This is a genomic window from Haladaptatus sp. DYF46 (genome assembly GCF_021083305.1).
In the GTDB taxonomy this organism is placed as follows: Archaea; Halobacteriota; Halobacteria; order Halobacteriales; family Haladaptataceae; genus Haladaptatus.
On the sequence record NZ_JAJFAY010000006.1, the window covers coordinates 227687 to 243151 of the forward strand.

Sequence of the window (15465 nt, forward strand, 5' to 3'; positions counted from 1 at the left end):
GGTTTACTGGGGGTCGAGGTAACATGTACCAAAATATTCGGCCGGTCCGGTGACCCGACAGACGTTTTATACACAAGTTTCGTATTCTACGTACACAAAAAACTTAAACAGCTATTCCCCGACTGTGTAGATGTGTATCGCTACCATGCCACGAGCAATCTTCGACGATAGCGAGTACGAGCGGCGTTTAGAGCGGACGAAAGAGCGACTGCGCGAGGAAGAACTCGACGCGCTCGTCGTCGCCGACCCCGCGAACATGAACTACCTCTCGGGGTACGACGGCTGGTCGTTCTACGTCCATCAGGCCGTCGTAGTCACGCAGGAACGCGACGAACCGGTGTGGGTGGGTCGCGGTATGGACGCCAACGGCGCGCGCGCCACCACGTGGCTCGACGAGGAGAGCATCCGCGCGTACAGCGACGACTACGTCCACTCGCCGTACGACCTCCATCCGATGGACTACCTGAGCGAGGTGTTGGAGGACCTCGACGTGGAGGACGGCGACATCGGATTGGAGATGGACGCCTACTACTTCAGCGCGAAATCCTACACGCGCCTCCGGAAGAACCTCCCGGAAGCCGATTTCGAGGACGCCACGCTCCTCGTCAACTGGCTCAGAATCAAGAAAAGCGAGCGGGAACTCGACTACATGCGCGAGGCGGCCCGCATCTCGGAGGAAGCGATGCTGGCCGGACTCGACGCCATCGAGGAGGGCGTTCCCGAGTACGAGGCGGCGGCCGCGATTTACGACGGCCTCATCCGCGGTACCGACGACTTCGGCGGCGACTACCCGTCCATCGTTCCGCTGATGCCCTCGGGCGACCACACGGGGACTCCCCACCTCACGTGGACCGACCGGGAGTTCGAGGACGGCGATCCGGTCATCATCGAACTCTCGGGCTGTCGGCACCGCTATCACTCGCCGCTCGCCCGCACGACGTTCGTCGGCGACCCGCCGGACGCGATTCAGCGGACGGCCGACGTGGTCGTGGAGGGACTGGAGGCCGCGATCGACGCCGTCGAACCCGGCGTCACCTGCGAATCGGTCGAGAAGGTCTGGCGGGACACGATCGCCCAATACGACCTCGAAAAGGAGGACCGAATCGCCTACGCGATGGGGCTGGGCTACCCTCCGGATTGGGGCGAACACACCGCGAGCATGCGACCGGGGGACGAGACGAGGTTGGAAGAGGACATGACCTTCCACATGATTCCGGGCCTCTGGTTCGACGACTTCGGCGTCGAGTTGAGCGAGACGTTCCGCGTCACGTCGAACGGTGCCGAAGTGTTGGCGGACTTCCCGCGCCGCCTCTTCACCGCCTGAACGACCTTCTAACGGACGAATCTCTCCTTCTTCGCGAGTCCGGCCGAACACGGGTCGAAGCTCCGGGAAATTTGAACGAGGTCCAACTCGCGCGAATTCGTGGTGTATGAGTGCACACATCACTGTTCGAGACGGGCGCTTCGAGCCGTCCGATCCCATATCGGCACGCATCGTCGGACCGCATTTGTGTCCGTATTTGTCCGCAGCGCGCCGATACTCTCGGAATCGGGTTCAGCGAGCGATCGACGGTGTGGATCGCGCGCCCGACGAATGTTGAACTGTGTCCAATATTCTACTCTCATATTGGAAAATCAGTAAAATTTTTGGCGCTGTTCGAACAGTGTCCGTATATGGACGGTCCACCGATAGACGAACTTCACTTCGAGGACGCACCGAACGTCAGGACGGCGGTTCCGGGGCCGCGTTCGAAGGAACGTATCGACCGACAGGCGCGCATCGAAAGCAGCGCCGTGGCGTATCCCAAACGCATCCCCATCGCCATCGAGGAGGGGAAGGGGGCGACGGTGCGCGACGCGGACGGGAACACGTACATCGACATGTTCGCCGGAATCGGCGTGCTGAACGTCGGACACGCCAACCCGTACGTTCTCGATGCGGTGGAAGCGCAAACGAGGAAAGTCGTCCACACCGTCGATTTTCCGACCGAGGCCCGCCTCGACCTCATCGAGAAACTCGACGAAATCGCCCCCGGGGACTTGCAGGGTAACAACAGGGTCGTCTTCGGCGGGCCGACCGGGAGCGACGCCATCGAGGCGACCATCAAACTCGCCAAGTACAACACGGGCGGCGACGGCCTCATCGCGTTTCGGGGGGCGTACCATGGTGCCAGTTCCGGTGCACTGAGCTTGACCGCCGGTCGGAAGTACAAGCGGGAGTACACCCCCTTGCTGGCGGACGTAACCCATCTACCGTATCCGTATCCCGTTCGACAGGATCTCTCGCCAGAAGACGCCGTCGACCGCGCGCTGTCGAACGTCCGCGAACTCGTCGAGGACCCGTACGGCGGCCTCGCGAATCCGGCGGGTATCTGGGTCGAACCGATTCAAGGTGAAGGGGGTGTGGTCGTTCCGCCGGAGGGATTCCTCCCGGGCCTCCGCGAAATCGCCGACGACAACGACCTTCCGCTCATCGTCGACGAGATTCAGACCGGATTCGGTCGAACGGGTCGATGGTACGCCAGCGAGTGGGAGGACGTGACGCCGGACATCGTTCCGATGGCCAAAGCGATCGGTGGAATCGGCCTTCCGCTCTCGGCCACGATGTACCACGAGGACCTCGACACGTGGGAGGCGGGTGGGCACGTGGGAACCTATCGCGGAAACGCACCGGCGATGCGGGCGGGTCTGCGAGCCATCGAGTACATCCAAGACCACGGGTTGCTCGCCCACGCTCGTGACGTCGGCGCGTACATCCGCGACCGACTACGCGCTGTCGCCGAGGACGTCCCTCAGTTGCGTCAGGTTCGCGGTCGCGGACTGTTCGTGGGTGCCGAGTTCGTCGACGAGCGGGGACGACCCGACAAGGCGGCCGTGAACGCTGTGCAGCAGTACTGCTACGAACACGGTGTCCTCGTGTGGAGCGCCGGACGGGACGGCGAAGTCCTCCGACTCATCCCTCCACTCGTCATCACCCGCGAACTCGCCGAAACCGCTCTCGATGTCGTCACGAACGCGATTCGAGAGGTCTGTTCCAGTCGTTCCGGCTCAGGGACAGTGTAGCCGTAGAAAGCTTGTACTGCGTTCGACACTCGGCTATTTTATTGCACACCGTTCACATAAATCGTAATAACTAAATATTGGGGGACAAGAACGTTGATTGTCATGCCAAGGGATAACAAGGACCATCCCACGAGCCGACGGAACGTTCTCAAAGTGACCGGAGCGACCGGTGCAGCCAGCCTGACCGGGCTCGCCGGTTGTAGCGGGTTCGGGAGTTCCGAACCGGACCGGGACCATTTCAAACTCGGGGTCGTGACCTCCCTTTCCGGGGACCTTCGATTCGGCGGGAACGTCACTCGTCGCGGCTACGAACTGTGGAAAAAGGAAGTGAACAGCAACGACGGCATCGAAATAGACGGCAGCAAGTACGAGGTGAAACTCACCTACGCGGACGCAAAGTCCGACCCGAGTACCGGAGCGGACGCCGCCTCGAAGATGATATCCAACGAAAAGGTCGACGCCGTGTTGGGACCCTATTCGAGCGGCGTCACCCTCGCCGTCGCTCCGATAATGGACAAGAACAAGATGCCACACATCACGGGTAGCGCCGAGTCCCCCCAGATATGGCAGAAGAAACCCAAGTACACCTTCGGAACGATCCCGACGGTCGCCGTCATGGCGAAGGAAGCCGCGAAATCGGTGTACGGCTTCGACCCTGCTCCCAAGTCCGTCTACATCACCGGCGTCAACACGCCGTTCTCGAAGGCGACCTCACAGGCGTTCCGTTCCGCCGCCAAGGACGCAGGGGTGAACGTCGCAGGCTACGAGCTGTTCCCCCGAAGTACGGATTACTCGAACGTCGTGACCAAGGCCAAAAACGCGAGCCCGGACTTCCACTTCCACGGCGGTCACATCGGAAGCCACGTCGACCTCGTGAAGGCGGCCAAACAGATCGATTACAGCCCGAACGGATTCATGTGTCACTACGGCGTGAACACGAGCAGTTTCAAGGAGGGCGCTGGTGCCGCCGGCAACTACTTGTTCGGTGCGACGGTGTGGCTCCCGAAAGTTCAGCGATCCGGTGGCGTGCTGTTCGGCACGCCGAAGAAGTACACCGACGCCGCCAAAACGACCTACGACAGCCAACCGGACTATACGCAAGCGGCGTCCACCGCCGCCGGCATCGTCTTTCAAAAGGCGTTCGAGAAGATGGGCGTCACCCCGCCGCTCTCACAGGACGAGCGGAACGACCTCGTCTCGACGCTCGAAGACATCAACGTGAACACGTTCTACGGCGATATCCAGTTCGAAACCGACGGCGAGTTCTACCACAACAACGTGAAGACCGAACCGCTCGCGATTCAGTTGGGCAAGAAGGGCGAATCCGCCATCGTCGGACCGAAGGACGCCGCCGAAGGGACGCCGAAGTACCCCGTTCCCGGTTGGAACAAACGGTGACCCATGGTCGATTCAGGATTATTCCTTCAAACGGTCATCAACGGGTTGCTGCTCGGCGGCATCTACGTTACCGTCGGCGTCGGCTTCTCGCTCGCGTTCGGCGTCCTCGAAGTCGTCGACTTCGCCGTCGGGGAGTACGTGATGCTCGGCGCGTTCACGGCGGCGCTCCTCGTACCGTTCTTCGGTAACGAAGGGCTGTTCGTCATCCCGTTCGTGTTGCTCGCGTACTTCGCACTGGGGTTTCTCATCCAACCGTTCATCCACCACGTGACCACCGGAGACCGGCCCCATCCGCTGTTGATGGGCCTCGTGTTCACGTTCGGCTTGGCCACCTTCATGCGCGGTTCGGTCCTCTCGATTTTCGGTCCGAACAACAAGAACGTCCCATCGTCCATCCTCGACGGCCGACTCTCCGTCTCCGGCGTCGGCGTGTTTCCGACCGTCCGAGTCGCGACGGCCGTATTCGGCCTGTTGGCGCTCGGCGTGTTCATGTACTACCTCTACAACACGAAAGGGGGCGTCGCCATCCGAGCGATCGCCGAAGACCGGACGACGGCACGGTTGATGGGGATCAACATCAACCGGTATCAGTCCATCGCGTACGGTGCATACGCCGGACTCACGGCCACCGCGGGGGTGTTCATCGGGCTCGTGTTCACCGCGAATCCGGGAATGGGAATCCAGTACACGGCGTTCGCGTTCTTCATGGTCGTCCTCGCGGGGTTGGGATACCTGCCGGGCGTCATCGTCAGCGGAATCGTCCTCGGCCTCGCCCAGTCGATTACGGCCGTCTATCTCGGCGGCGAACTCGTGTTGTTCGCCCTCTTCACCCTCATCTACGTGGTACTGCTCGTCTCACCGGCGGGAATCCTCGGCAAGGGAGAGTGGGCGACGTGAGCGACGACGAGTCGGACCCCACGCAAACGTCGGGGGCCACGCTCGGTCATCGGCTACCGGGACTGGAATCGGACACCGAGGAGAACGCACGCCTCCGTCTCGGCCTGTACGGCGTCGGACTGCTCGTCCTCTTGGCACTCCCCTTCGTCGTGACCACGTTCTGGACGCGTATCGCGCTCCAAGCGCTCATGTGGATCGGGTTGGCCCAATCGTGGAACATGATCGGCGGATACGCCGGGTACTTGGATTTCGGCCACGGCGCGTACTTCGGCGTCGGCGCGTTCGCGACCGGTATCGCGATGGTTCAGTTCGGAGCCCCGTTCCTCGCGGGATTCCTCCTCGCCGCCGTCATCGGCGCAGGACTCGCGTATCTCATCGCCGTCCCGACGCTCAGACTCAAGGGAGCGTACTTCGCCATCGCCACGTGGGCGTTCGCGGAAGCGGTCAAACAGGGGGCGCTCATCACCGACATCACCGGCGGAACCTTCGGGATGAGCCTTCCAGTGGGACCGCCACCGGCCGTCTTCTACTACGCCATGCTCGCCATGACGGCTGGAACCCTGCTTCTGACGTGGAAACTCTTCGAGCGGAGCGAGTTCGGCTTTCAGGTCAAAGCGCTTCGCGACGACGAGGACGCTGCCGAATCGCTCGGCATCGACACCACGCGCGTCAAGCGTCAGGTGTACGTCCTTTCCTGCGTCGTCGCGGCGCTGTTCGGCAGCCTCAACGCCTACTTCATCACCTACATCCACCCCAACTCCGTCCTCGCGCCGATAGTGACCGACCGGATGGTCATCATGGTGCTGTTGGGCGGTCTCGGCACCGTGACTGGTCCGGTGGCCGGTGGGCTCATCGTGTTCGCACTCGAACGCCTTTCGGCGTTGTTCCTCGGCGAGTCGACGTTCTACCTGCCGCTGATCGGCGTTCTGATAATGTTCGTCGTGTTGTTCGCTCCGAGCGGCATCGTCGGCTTTCTCCGCGGGGACGTTGGCAGCACCGACATCAAACGCAACCTCCGCGAACTAGCGGACAAATTCGATTTCCGATGACCGAGACACTCCTACACACGGAAAACCTCACGAAGAAGTTCGGCGAACTGACCGCGAACGACGAGATTTCCCTCGAAGTACCGCGGGGAGAGATTCGCGGTATCATCGGCCCGAACGGGAGCGGCAAGACGACGTTCTTCAACACCCTCACGGGATACTACGAACCCTCCGGGGGTTCGGTCGTCTTCGACGGTACCGACGTGACCGGGTGGAAGCCACATCGTATCGCCCGCCGCGGGATGGGTCGGACGTTCCAGATAGTCTCGCCGTTCAAGAACATGACCGTCCGGCAGAACCTGCTCGCCGTCAGGGCACCCGACGGGGTGGACAAGGACGAACGGGCGGACGAAATCCTCTCGTTCCTCGAAATCGACCACATCGCGGACAACCAAGCCCGCGGGATGAGCGGCGGCCAACAGAAGTTACTCGAACTGGCTCGGGTACTGATGTTGGACCCCGCCTGCATTCTGCTCGACGAACCGACGGCGGGCGTCAACCCCGCCCTCGAAAATCGAATCCTCGAACACATCGCGACGCTCAACGAACGGGGAACGACGTTCGTCATCGTGGAACACGACATGACGGTGATGCGGACTGTCGTGGACACCGTCTCCGTTTTCGACCAGGGTCGCCACATCGTCGAAGGCTCGTTCGAGGAGGTAAAACGGGACGAACACGTCCGCGAGGCATACCTCGGTTCGGCCGCCGACGAGGGGGTGTCGCTGTGAACGACGCGGACGAACCCCCCACGCTCGTCGCCGAGGACGTCGTTGCCGGTTACGACGAACACGAAGTCCTGCACGGGGTTTCGCTGTCGTCACACCCCGGCGTCACCTGCATCTTCGGACCGAACGGTTCCGGCAAATCGACGATGTTGAAGACGTTGAACGGCGTCGTGCCGATTTGGTCGGGGACGGTTCGATACGGCGACAGGGAGATAACCGACCTCGACCCGGAGGAAATCGTCACGACCGGAATCGCGACCCTCCCGCAGGGCGGCGGCGTGTTCGAATCGCTCACGGTCGCCGAGAATTTGCGGGTCGGCGGGTTCACCGAATCGGACGGTGACGTCCTCGCCCGGCGACGCGAAGAGGTGATCGAAGCGTTTCCCGACCTCGAAGCGAAACTCGACGTGAAAACCCGTTCGCTATCCGGCGGTCAGCAGATGATGGTCAGTCTCGGTCGGGCGATGATGACCGGCGCGGACACGTATCTGCTGGACGAACCCTCCGCCGGACTCGCACCGGCGCTCGTCGACGACGCGTTCGACCTCATCGAAACCCTCGTCGAACGCGGGTCGCGCGTGATTCTCATCGAGCAGAACGTGTCCGCCGCGCTCCGGTTGGCGGATTACGTGTACATCCTCGCCGAGGGCGACCTCCAGTTCGAGGGGGTACCGGACGAACTCGCGGACGAGGAGGAACTGATCGAACTCTATCTGGGGCTGTGACACGATGGACGAAAAAGACATTCGCATCCTCGACGCCATCGCGACGGAGCGGACGTCCAGCCCGGACGCCATCCATCGGGCGACGGACATCCCGAAATCCACGGTTCACTACCGCTTGACGAAACTCCGCGAACGGGGTGCCATCTCGAACGAGATGACGGACGTGGACCTCGACGAAATCGGACTCCCGATAACCGTCATCTCGGAGGTGATAGCCGAGTTCGAGGAGGGCTATCATCACGAGGTGGGGGAGAAACTCGGTGACATCGAGGGCGTCAATCAGGTCTACTTCACCATGGGCGATACCGATTTCATCGTCATCAGCAACCTCCCGACGCGAGGGATGGTGGAGGGACTCATCGAGGAGTTCGAACGAATCTCGGCGATAAAGCGGACCAGTTCGAAGTTCGTCATCACGACGGTCAAGGCCGAGGCCAACCCGGTCGCCGACTTCGAACTCGACACGCTGCTCGAAATCCTCTCCGACTGAGGGGTCGGATAATCGACAATTCCCTTCCGCTTACGTCGTTTCCGGCGCGAGGACCTGATTGTCCAGCGTCTCGCCCGATTCGAGGCGTTCCAGGTTCTCCGCCACGATGTCGGCGAGTCGGTCCCAGTGCAGCGGCGTGTGGCCGCCGGTGTGCGGCGTGATGAGGCAGTTCTCTAGGTCCCAGAGCGGGTGGTCGGCCGGGAGCGGTTCGGGGTCGGTCACGTCCAGTGCCGCCCCCCGAATCTTGTTCGACCGGAGCGCGGCGACGAGCGCGTCGGTATCGACGATGGGTCCGCGTGCGGTGTTGACGAGGACGGCGTCCGTCGGCATCGTCGCGAACTCTGCTGTTCCGATGAGGCCGCGCGTCGCCTCCGTGAGCGGGCAGGCGACGACGACGTAGCGACTCCGAGAGAGCGCGTCGTGGATGGCGTCCTCGTCGAAGCCGACCACCTCGTCCGTCGGACCGCCCTTCTCCGGCGTGTACCGGACGCCGACGGTTTCGACGTCGAACCCCTGAAGGCGCTGAGTGACGGCCTGTCCGATGGACCCGAGACCGATGACCGTCACGGTGCTGCCGGTGAGTTCGCCGGACTGGAAGTGCCGCCACTCGGAACGCTGCTTGCGCCGCCATCCCTCGTGGAGACGGCGGGCGAAGACGAGCATGTTTCCGACGGCCTGCTCGGCGATGCCGGGTGCGTGGATGCCGCCCGCGTTCGTCACCGCGACACCGCGCTCCGCGAGGGCGTCCGTGGGGACGTGGTCGGTGCCCGCGAAGGTACACGCGAACAGTTCGAGTTTGTCGGCGCGGGCGAGCAGGGATTCGTCCACGGTGATGCCGGTAACGACCCGCGCGTCGGCGACGAGTTCGCGTTCCTCTTTCGGTGTTCGGGCGTGAACGACGGTTCGGTCAGGGAGGCGTTCGCGCAGCGCCTCTGCGTACGATTCCATCGACAGTCCTTCGGTCCCCTCGCGGAGGACGACGATATCCGGATTTTCACTCATGATGCACCGCCGCGTCGATTGACGCGAATCGATGGCCGAACGATTGTGGGGGTCCAACTTAGTCCTTTTGTGTAGTCGCTGTCAACGGATTGCGTTTACAATTAAGTGATTGGAGCGTGTCAGTACCACACATGGCAGAGTCAATACGCGACCGACTCGTCGACGTGCGACGCGAGTTCCATCGGTACCCGGAACCGGCGTGGCGCGAGTTCCACACGACACACCGAATCGTCGAGGAGATTCGGGGAATCGGCGTCGACGAACTCGCCGTCGGCACCGAAGCGTACGACGGCGACGACAGGATGGCCGTCCCCGACGCCGAGGACATCGAGGAGTGGTCCGAACGCGCCCGCGAACGCGGTGCCGACCCGGACCTCCTCGACCGCATGGAAGGGGGAAACACCGGGGCCGTCGCGGTCCTGAACCGAGGTTCGGGACCGACAGTCGGCTTGCGGGTGGACATCGACGGCCTCTTCATCGAGGAATCGGCGGACGACGACCACGTGCCCGTCGCCGAGGAGTTCAGGTCGGAAGGGGACGGGACGATGCACGCCTGCGGTCACGACTCCCACATGACGTGGGGGTTGGCGACGCTCGAAGCCATCGCGGAGAGCGACTTCGACGGAACGCTCGTCGTCTTCTTCCAACCCGCCGAGGAGGTGTCCGGCGGCGGCCACCCGATGGCGGAAAGCCGATTCGCCGACGACCTCGATTACCTCTTCGCCGTCCACGTCGGTCTGGACCACCCGACCGGTGAGGTGGTCGCCGGAATCGAGCGACCGCTCGCCATGTGCCACGTCGACGTGACGTTCGAGGGAACCTCCGCACACGCCGGGAAAGCGCCGCAGGACGGCGACAACGCGATGCAGGCGCTCGGCACCGCCATCCAGAACGCCTACGGGATTCCGCGGCACGAGGACGGAATGACCCGCGTCAACTTCGGGTGGGCGGAGGCGGGGACGTCGAGCAACGTCATCGCCGACTTCGCACACGTCGAAGCGGAGGCGCGCGGCGAGACGACCGAACTCATGGAGTACATGCAATCGCGATTGGACAGGACGCTCGAAACCGCCGCCGAGATGCACGGCTGTGACGTGGATATCGACGTACGGAGCAAATCCCCTCGCGCCGACAGCGACCCGGAACTCGCCGACGTCGTGGCGGGCGTCGCCCGCGAAACGGCGGGCGTCGAATCGGTCCTCCCGGCCGCGGACTTCGGTGCGAGCGAGGACGCGACGTTTTTGATGCGGCGGGTACAGGAAAACGGCGGCCTCGCGACGTACCTCATCGTCGGCACCGACCATCCGACGAGCCATCACACGCCGACGTTCGACGTGGACGAACGGAGCCTCGAAATCGGCGTGAACGTGCTGGTCGAATCCATCCTCTCCGTCTCGGGGACCGAAGCGTGAACTCCGAACGGACGGACGGTGGAAAACTCACCGCCGACGATATCGTCACCGTGGCCGACGTGAAGGCAGCGCGGGACCGCCTCGACGGTGTGGTTCACCGGACGCCGCTGGACCGGTCCACGACGTTCGCGGAGCGAAGCGGGGCGGCCTCCGTCGGCCTCAAACTGGAGAACATGCAGCGGACGGGGTCGTTCAAGAGTCGCGGCGCGTACAACACGATGGCGGGGTTGTCCCCGGCGGAACGCGAACGCGGCGTCGTCGCTTCGAGCGCGGGGAATCACGCACAGGGCGTCGCGTTCGCGGGTGGACTGCTCGACATCGACACGACCATCGTCGTTCCGGAAGTGACCCCCTCCGCGAAGATAGAGGCGACGCGCGGGTACGGTGCTGACGTCATCGTCGAAGGCGACATCTACGAACGCTCCTACGAGCACGCCCTCGAACTCGCGGACGAGGAGGGATTGCAGTTCGTCCACCCGTTCAACGACGAGGAGATAATCGCGGGGCAGGGAACCGTCGGCCTCGAACTGCTCGACCAGTACCCCGAACTGGACACCGTCCTCGTCTCCATCGGCGGTGGCGGATTGATTTCGGGTATCGCGACGGTGCTCAAAGCGCACGACCCGGATATCCGCGTCGTCGGCGTCCAACCCGAGGGGGCGTTCCACGCCAAACCGTCGCTCGAACGCGGCGAAATCCACGAACTGCCGGACGTAAACACCGTGGCGGAAGGCATCGCCGATACCCGATTGCTCGACAAGACGTTCGCCGTCATCCGCGAACGGGTGGATGACGTGGTGAGCGCCAGCGACCGCGAGATGCGCGTCGCCGTCACGCTCCTCGCGGAGCGTGCCAAAACCGTGGCCGAAACGGCGGGGGCAGCGCCGCTCGCGGCGCTGCTCTCCGGCGCGGTGGACGTGGAGGACGAACACGTCGCGGTCGTCGTCTCCGGCGGCAACGTGAACCTCTCGGAACACGCCGATTGCACCCGAACCGGTTTGATGCGACTCGGCCGATACGCGGAGGCCCGCCTCTCCGTCGCCGACTGGCCTGACGGACTCGGCGCATTGACGGAAACCCTCGACCATCACGGCGCGGAACTGGAGGAACTGGAGCGGGCGCGACGAACCGACGCCGACGACCCAAATCGAACGCCGGTGAGGGTCGGCGTGGCGGGAGGCGGACGGGACCACCTCTCTTCGGTGGTAGATGCATTGAACGACAGGGAGGGAATCGCGGTGGAAAACAGTACGTTGGACGGTTGAGAAAGGGTGAAATCGTCGTCACCGGGTTTCGTTCACGCGTTTCTCAGGCCGGTTTCGCCGACGGCGTCCCCGCCGCCTCGATGGCCTCGTTCAGGATGCCGACGCCCATCTCGATTTCGCGCTCCGTCGAATCGAGCGGCGGAAGGAGGCGGATGGTCTTCTTCCCGCATCCGAGGGTGAGGAGCCCGCGTTTCAGCGCCTCGTGAACGACCTCGTCCCGGCGGTCCGCGGTGTCGAACTCCACGGCGAGCATGAGTCCTTTGCCGCGCACGTCGACGACGTGTCCCGGCGCGGCGTCGCGGAGCAGTTCCTTGGCCTGCCGTCCGCGTTCGGTCGCGTTTTCGAGCAGGTCGTGCTCCTCGATGGCGTCGAGCGTGAGCGCGCCCTGCATCGACGCGAGGAGGTCGCCGCCGCCGAACGTCGACCCCAACCGGTTCTTCTCGGACGGGAAGAGGTCGGACCGCGAGATGGTCGCGCCGGTCCGAAGCGCCTTCGCGCTGGCGATGACGTCGGGTTCGATGGCGTAGTGGTCCGAAGCCCACATCTTTCCCGTGCGACCCACGCCGGACTGGATTTCGTCGACGACGAGCGGAATGTCGTAGGTTTCACAGACGTCGCCGACTTCGGCCATGAACTCGGGGTTCGGGAACCGATAGCCACCGACGCCCTGAACCGGTTCGATGGTGACGAACGCGACTTCGTCGGGGTTGACGTGACCGCCTTCCGGTTGGAGCGCGTTCCGTAGCTGTGAGCCGTTTCCGGTGAAAAAGCCGCAGTCACAAGCGCCGTCGCTGTCGTCAGTGTCGCCCGTCTCCGCGCAAAACGGGACCGTGCGGACGCCCGCGATTTCCGGGTAGTGTCGCGTGTACACCTCGTTCGAACGGGTCAACGAGAGGGTCCCGAGCGTTCGTCCGTGAAAGCTCCCGTCGAACGTGAAGGCGTACTTGGCGGCGGGTTTGTGGTCGTGGGTTATCTTCATGGCGTTCTCCATGGCCTCGGCCCCGGAGTTCGAGAGGAAGACGGTGTCCATGCCGTACTGGCTTGAGACGTCGACGAGTTTCTCGACGAGGTGACTCGACGCGGGAAATTCCGCCGTCTCCGGGTCCGGTCCCGCGCCGAAGTACATGTCCTGTCCGGCGATTTTCATCGGTTCGACAAGCGAGAACTCGCGCAGTTTGCCGAGTATCTTCTCGTTGTTGTAGCCGAGCGGTGCCGCGCCGATGTGGCAGGTAAAATCGAGCAACACGTTGCCGTCGACGTCGGTGACGAACGGGCCGTCCGCTTCGCCCGTCACATCCCAGACGAACTCGTGTGAGAACTCGCTCGGTGCGGCGTGTTCGTGATGAAAATCGATCCATTTCTGTGCGTTCGGACCGGGCAGCGTGACCACGTCGGGATTCGCCGTGTCCCTATCCATACACAATGTTCGTATATCCCGTTATTAAAACTTGTTGTCGATACGGAACGGACGACCGTCGCCGGTCGGGTGGTCGGTCAGTCGTCGTCTTGGCCGGCCACCTTCGCCCCGTCCGCCGTTTCCTCCCGTTTCGTTGGCGCACCGATGAGTCTCGTGCGGTCCTGTAGGAGGATGCCACCGGTCTCATCCTGAAACGTTTTCACGAGTCCGAGCATGGCGGCGAGACAGACCACGGCGAAGGGTGCCCCCGTGATGATGGACGCGGATTGGAGCGCATCCACGCCGCCGACCACCATGAGAATGGACGCGACGGTTCCCTGAAGCACCGCCCAGAAGATGCGGTTGATGGACGAGGGGTGTTCCTTCCCGCCGGTCGTTATCATCGACACCGCCAGCGTCGAGGAGTCGGCGGACGTGATGAAGAACGTCGTCACGAGGATGAGGAACGCGGCGAGGAGAAGCGGTCCGATGATTGGGACCGCGTTGAACAGAACGAAGCCAGCGACCGACTCGTCGTATTGTGCGATGGGACCGAGGATTTGTGCGACGCCCGTATTCTGCATCGTGACCGCCGTCCCGCCGACGATGATGAACCATGGGACAGTGGCCATCGACGTCGCCCCGATTCCGGCGAACGCGACTTCGCGGACGCTCCGGCCGCGCGAGATGCGGGCGATGAACAGCCCTGCGAACGGCGACCATGCGAGGGGCCACAACCAGTAGAAGACGGTCCAGTCGTTCACCCACTTGTCCGCGGCTTGGTTGGTCGATTGGGTGTACAGACTCATCTTGAAGAAATCGGTGATGAACCGGCCGAACGCCTGTGTCCCGAGTTCGAGGATGCGAACCGTCGGGCCGAAGACGAGCGTGGCGACCATTACGAGGAAGAACAACACCATGTTGAAGTTCGAGAGCCACCTGATGCCCTTGTTGACCCCGAGGACGAGCGAGGCGGTGAAGATGACCGTCATGCCGGTGATGACGAGGACGGTCCCGACGTCGCCGAGTTCGATGCCCCACTGGAAGCTAAGGCCCGTGATGAACTGGCTTCCGACGAACCCCAACGACGTGGCAACGCCGCCCAACGTCGCGAACACCGCGAGGATGTCGATGGCTTTCCCGATCGGCCCGTCGACGCTGTCGGCACCGAGTATCGGCGTCAACACTGCCGACACCCTGAGCGGGGCATCGTAATTGTAGACGAAGTACCCGATGCCAAGTCCCATCACGGTGAAACACGACCACTGGGTGAGACTCCAGTGGAAGATTGCGTACTGCACTGCGACGGGCATCGCGGCCGCCGACTGGTCGGGGGCGTTGTACAGCGGCGGAACGCTCCCGAAGTGAGTGAGCGCCTCGGCCGGTCCCCAGAAGACGATTCCCGCCGCGAGTCCGGCCGAATACATCATGGCGAAGTACGAGAGATAGCTGTACTCCGGTTCTTCGTCACCCAACTGCAGTTTACCCCACGGACCGAAGATGAGGAATACGAGGAAGAGGACGAAGGCCAACATCACGATGAGGAAGAACCAGTTGAAGCGTTCCAAGATCCAGTACCGAATTCCCTCGACGAATTCGTACGAGTCGGCCGGATTCAGCACGAACGCGGCGACAAAGACGAGCGTGACTGCCGCTCCTGCCCCGAAAATCGTCGGTTCGATTTCCTCGCGGAATTCGGCTATCGCACCTTGGTCGTCGGAGTTGCTCATACGGACCCACCCCCCATCCCTCGGGTGGGAGACTGCACCCCCGGCCATCTATCCCCCGTCAATGAAAATCGAATGGCTCGGTAGTCCGTGGTCGATTCCTCCTGTCCGTAACGGGCGTGTGATTTCTGTCTCATGACTGATAATTGATGGCATTAGCCATGGTGTATGGTGGCATACATAGCATCCATCGTGAATGACGCTGATAAATATTACGGATATTGTTGTTAGAGGCTACAGTATGTGTTTATAAGGTCGTCGGGAGAACGTAATCTGTGTACGACTACAACAGTCGCCAACCACGTTATACTATAAC

At 62.7% G+C, this 15465-nt stretch carries 13 protein-coding genes; 10 read left to right on the forward strand and 3 right to left on the reverse strand.

What is annotated here, in order from left to right; all coding sequences use genetic code 11:
- Positions 1-145 precede the first annotated feature (145 nt).
- The 8 genes from LJF34_RS22920 (at position 146) to LJF34_RS22955 (ending at position 8347) form a co-directional block, all read left to right on the forward strand.
- Entirely contained in the window at positions 146-1324 is a 1179-nt protein-coding gene (locus LJF34_RS22920; RefSeq protein WP_231188139.1) for a M24 family metallopeptidase, read from the forward strand.
- 350 nt (positions 1325-1674) lie between these two features.
- Positions 1675-3063 (forward strand): aspartate aminotransferase family protein, encoded by a 1389-nt coding sequence (locus LJF34_RS22925; RefSeq protein ID WP_231188140.1) that lies wholly within the window; start codon positions 1675-1677, stop codon positions 3061-3063.
- Between the two features lie 102 nt (positions 3064-3165).
- Positions 3166-4461, forward strand: coding sequence for an ABC transporter substrate-binding protein (locus LJF34_RS22930; protein ID WP_231188141.1), 1296 nt, complete (start codon positions 3166-3168; stop codon positions 4459-4461).
- Between the two features lie 3 nt (positions 4462-4464).
- Complete coding sequence (locus LJF34_RS22935; RefSeq protein WP_231188142.1) at positions 4465-5358, forward strand: branched-chain amino acid ABC transporter permease; 894 nt, start codon at positions 4465-4467, stop codon at positions 5356-5358.
- On the forward strand, positions 5355-6407 hold the full coding sequence (locus LJF34_RS22940; protein ID WP_231188143.1) for a branched-chain amino acid ABC transporter permease: 1053 nt from the start codon (positions 5355-5357) through the stop codon (positions 6405-6407). The genes LJF34_RS22935 and LJF34_RS22940 overlap by 4 nt, the downstream gene beginning before the upstream one ends.
- The gene (locus LJF34_RS22945; protein WP_231188144.1) at positions 6404-7135 is read left to right on the forward strand and encodes an ABC transporter ATP-binding protein; all 732 of its coding nucleotides are present in this window, start codon (positions 6404-6406) and stop codon (positions 7133-7135) included. Before LJF34_RS22940 ends, LJF34_RS22945 begins: the two co-directional genes overlap by 4 nt.
- A complete protein-coding gene (locus tag LJF34_RS22950; protein WP_231188145.1) occupies positions 7132-7857 on the forward strand; it encodes an ABC transporter ATP-binding protein in 726 nt (241 codons plus the stop codon). Before LJF34_RS22945 ends, LJF34_RS22950 begins: the two co-directional genes overlap by 4 nt.
- Before the next feature lie 4 nt (positions 7858-7861).
- Positions 7862-8347, forward strand: coding sequence for an Lrp/AsnC family transcriptional regulator (locus LJF34_RS22955; RefSeq protein WP_231188146.1), 486 nt, complete (start codon positions 7862-7864; stop codon positions 8345-8347).
- 30 nt (positions 8348-8377) lie between these two features.
- Here LJF34_RS22955 and LJF34_RS22960 read toward each other — a convergent pair whose 3' ends face one another.
- The gene (locus LJF34_RS22960; RefSeq protein WP_231188148.1) at positions 8378-9349 is read right to left on the reverse strand and encodes a D-2-hydroxyacid dehydrogenase; all 972 of its coding nucleotides are present in this window, start codon (positions 9347-9349) and stop codon (positions 8378-8380) included.
- Between the two features lie 131 nt (positions 9350-9480).
- Here LJF34_RS22960 and LJF34_RS22965 point away from each other — a divergent pair, with 131 nt between their 5' ends.
- Both LJF34_RS22965 and ilvA read left to right on the forward strand, forming a co-directional pair.
- Positions 9481-10761, forward strand: a complete 1281-nt coding sequence (locus tag LJF34_RS22965) for an amidohydrolase (protein WP_231188149.1) — start codon at positions 9481-9483, stop codon at positions 10759-10761.
- The gene (gene ilvA, locus LJF34_RS22970; RefSeq protein WP_231188150.1) at positions 10758-12026 is read left to right on the forward strand and encodes a threonine ammonia-lyase; all 1269 of its coding nucleotides are present in this window, start codon (positions 10758-10760) and stop codon (positions 12024-12026) included. Before LJF34_RS22965 ends, ilvA begins: the two co-directional genes overlap by 4 nt.
- A gap of 43 nt (positions 12027-12069) precedes the next feature.
- Here the strand turns inward: ilvA and LJF34_RS22975 are convergent, their stop codons facing one another.
- Positions 12070-13443: an aminotransferase class III-fold pyridoxal phosphate-dependent enzyme gene (locus LJF34_RS22975; RefSeq protein WP_231188151.1), complete on the reverse strand. Its 1374-nt coding sequence runs from the start codon at positions 13441-13443 to the stop codon at positions 12070-12072.
- 77 nt (positions 13444-13520) lie between these two features.
- Positions 13521-15152 (reverse strand): BCCT family transporter, encoded by a 1632-nt coding sequence (locus tag LJF34_RS22980; protein WP_231188152.1) that lies wholly within the window; start codon positions 15150-15152, stop codon positions 13521-13523.
- Positions 15153-15465 lie beyond the last annotated feature (313 nt).

Excerpts from the sequence above, each read along its gene's own strand:
- LJF34_RS22920 (WP_231188139.1), top strand. The coding sequence starts at position 146 with ATGCCACGAGCAATCTTCGACGATAGCGAGTACGAGCGGCGTTTAGAG.
- LJF34_RS22925 (WP_231188140.1), top strand. The coding sequence starts at position 1,675 with ATGGACGGTCCACCGATAGACGAACTTCACTTCGAGGACGCACCGAAC.
- LJF34_RS22930 (WP_231188141.1), top strand. The coding sequence starts at position 3,166 with ATGCCAAGGGATAACAAGGACCATCCCACGAGCCGACGGAACGTTCTC.
- LJF34_RS22935 (WP_231188142.1), top strand. The coding sequence starts at position 4,465 with ATGGTCGATTCAGGATTATTCCTTCAAACGGTCATCAACGGGTTGCTG.
- LJF34_RS22945 (WP_231188144.1), top strand. The coding sequence starts at position 6,404 with ATGACCGAGACACTCCTACACACGGAAAACCTCACGAAGAAGTTCGGC.
- LJF34_RS22955 (WP_231188146.1), top strand. The coding sequence starts at position 7,862 with ATGGACGAAAAAGACATTCGCATCCTCGACGCCATCGCGACGGAGCGG.
- LJF34_RS22960 (WP_231188148.1), bottom strand. The coding sequence starts at position 9,349 with ATGAGTGAAAATCCGGATATCGTCGTCCTCCGCGAGGGGACCGAAGGA.
- LJF34_RS22965 (WP_231188149.1), top strand. The coding sequence starts at position 9,481 with ATGGCAGAGTCAATACGCGACCGACTCGTCGACGTGCGACGCGAGTTC.
- LJF34_RS22975 (WP_231188151.1), bottom strand. The coding sequence starts at position 13,443 with ATGGATAGGGACACGGCGAATCCCGACGTGGTCACGCTGCCCGGTCCG.
- LJF34_RS22980 (WP_231188152.1), bottom strand. The coding sequence starts at position 15,152 with ATGAGCAACTCCGACGACCAAGGTGCGATAGCCGAATTCCGCGAGGAA.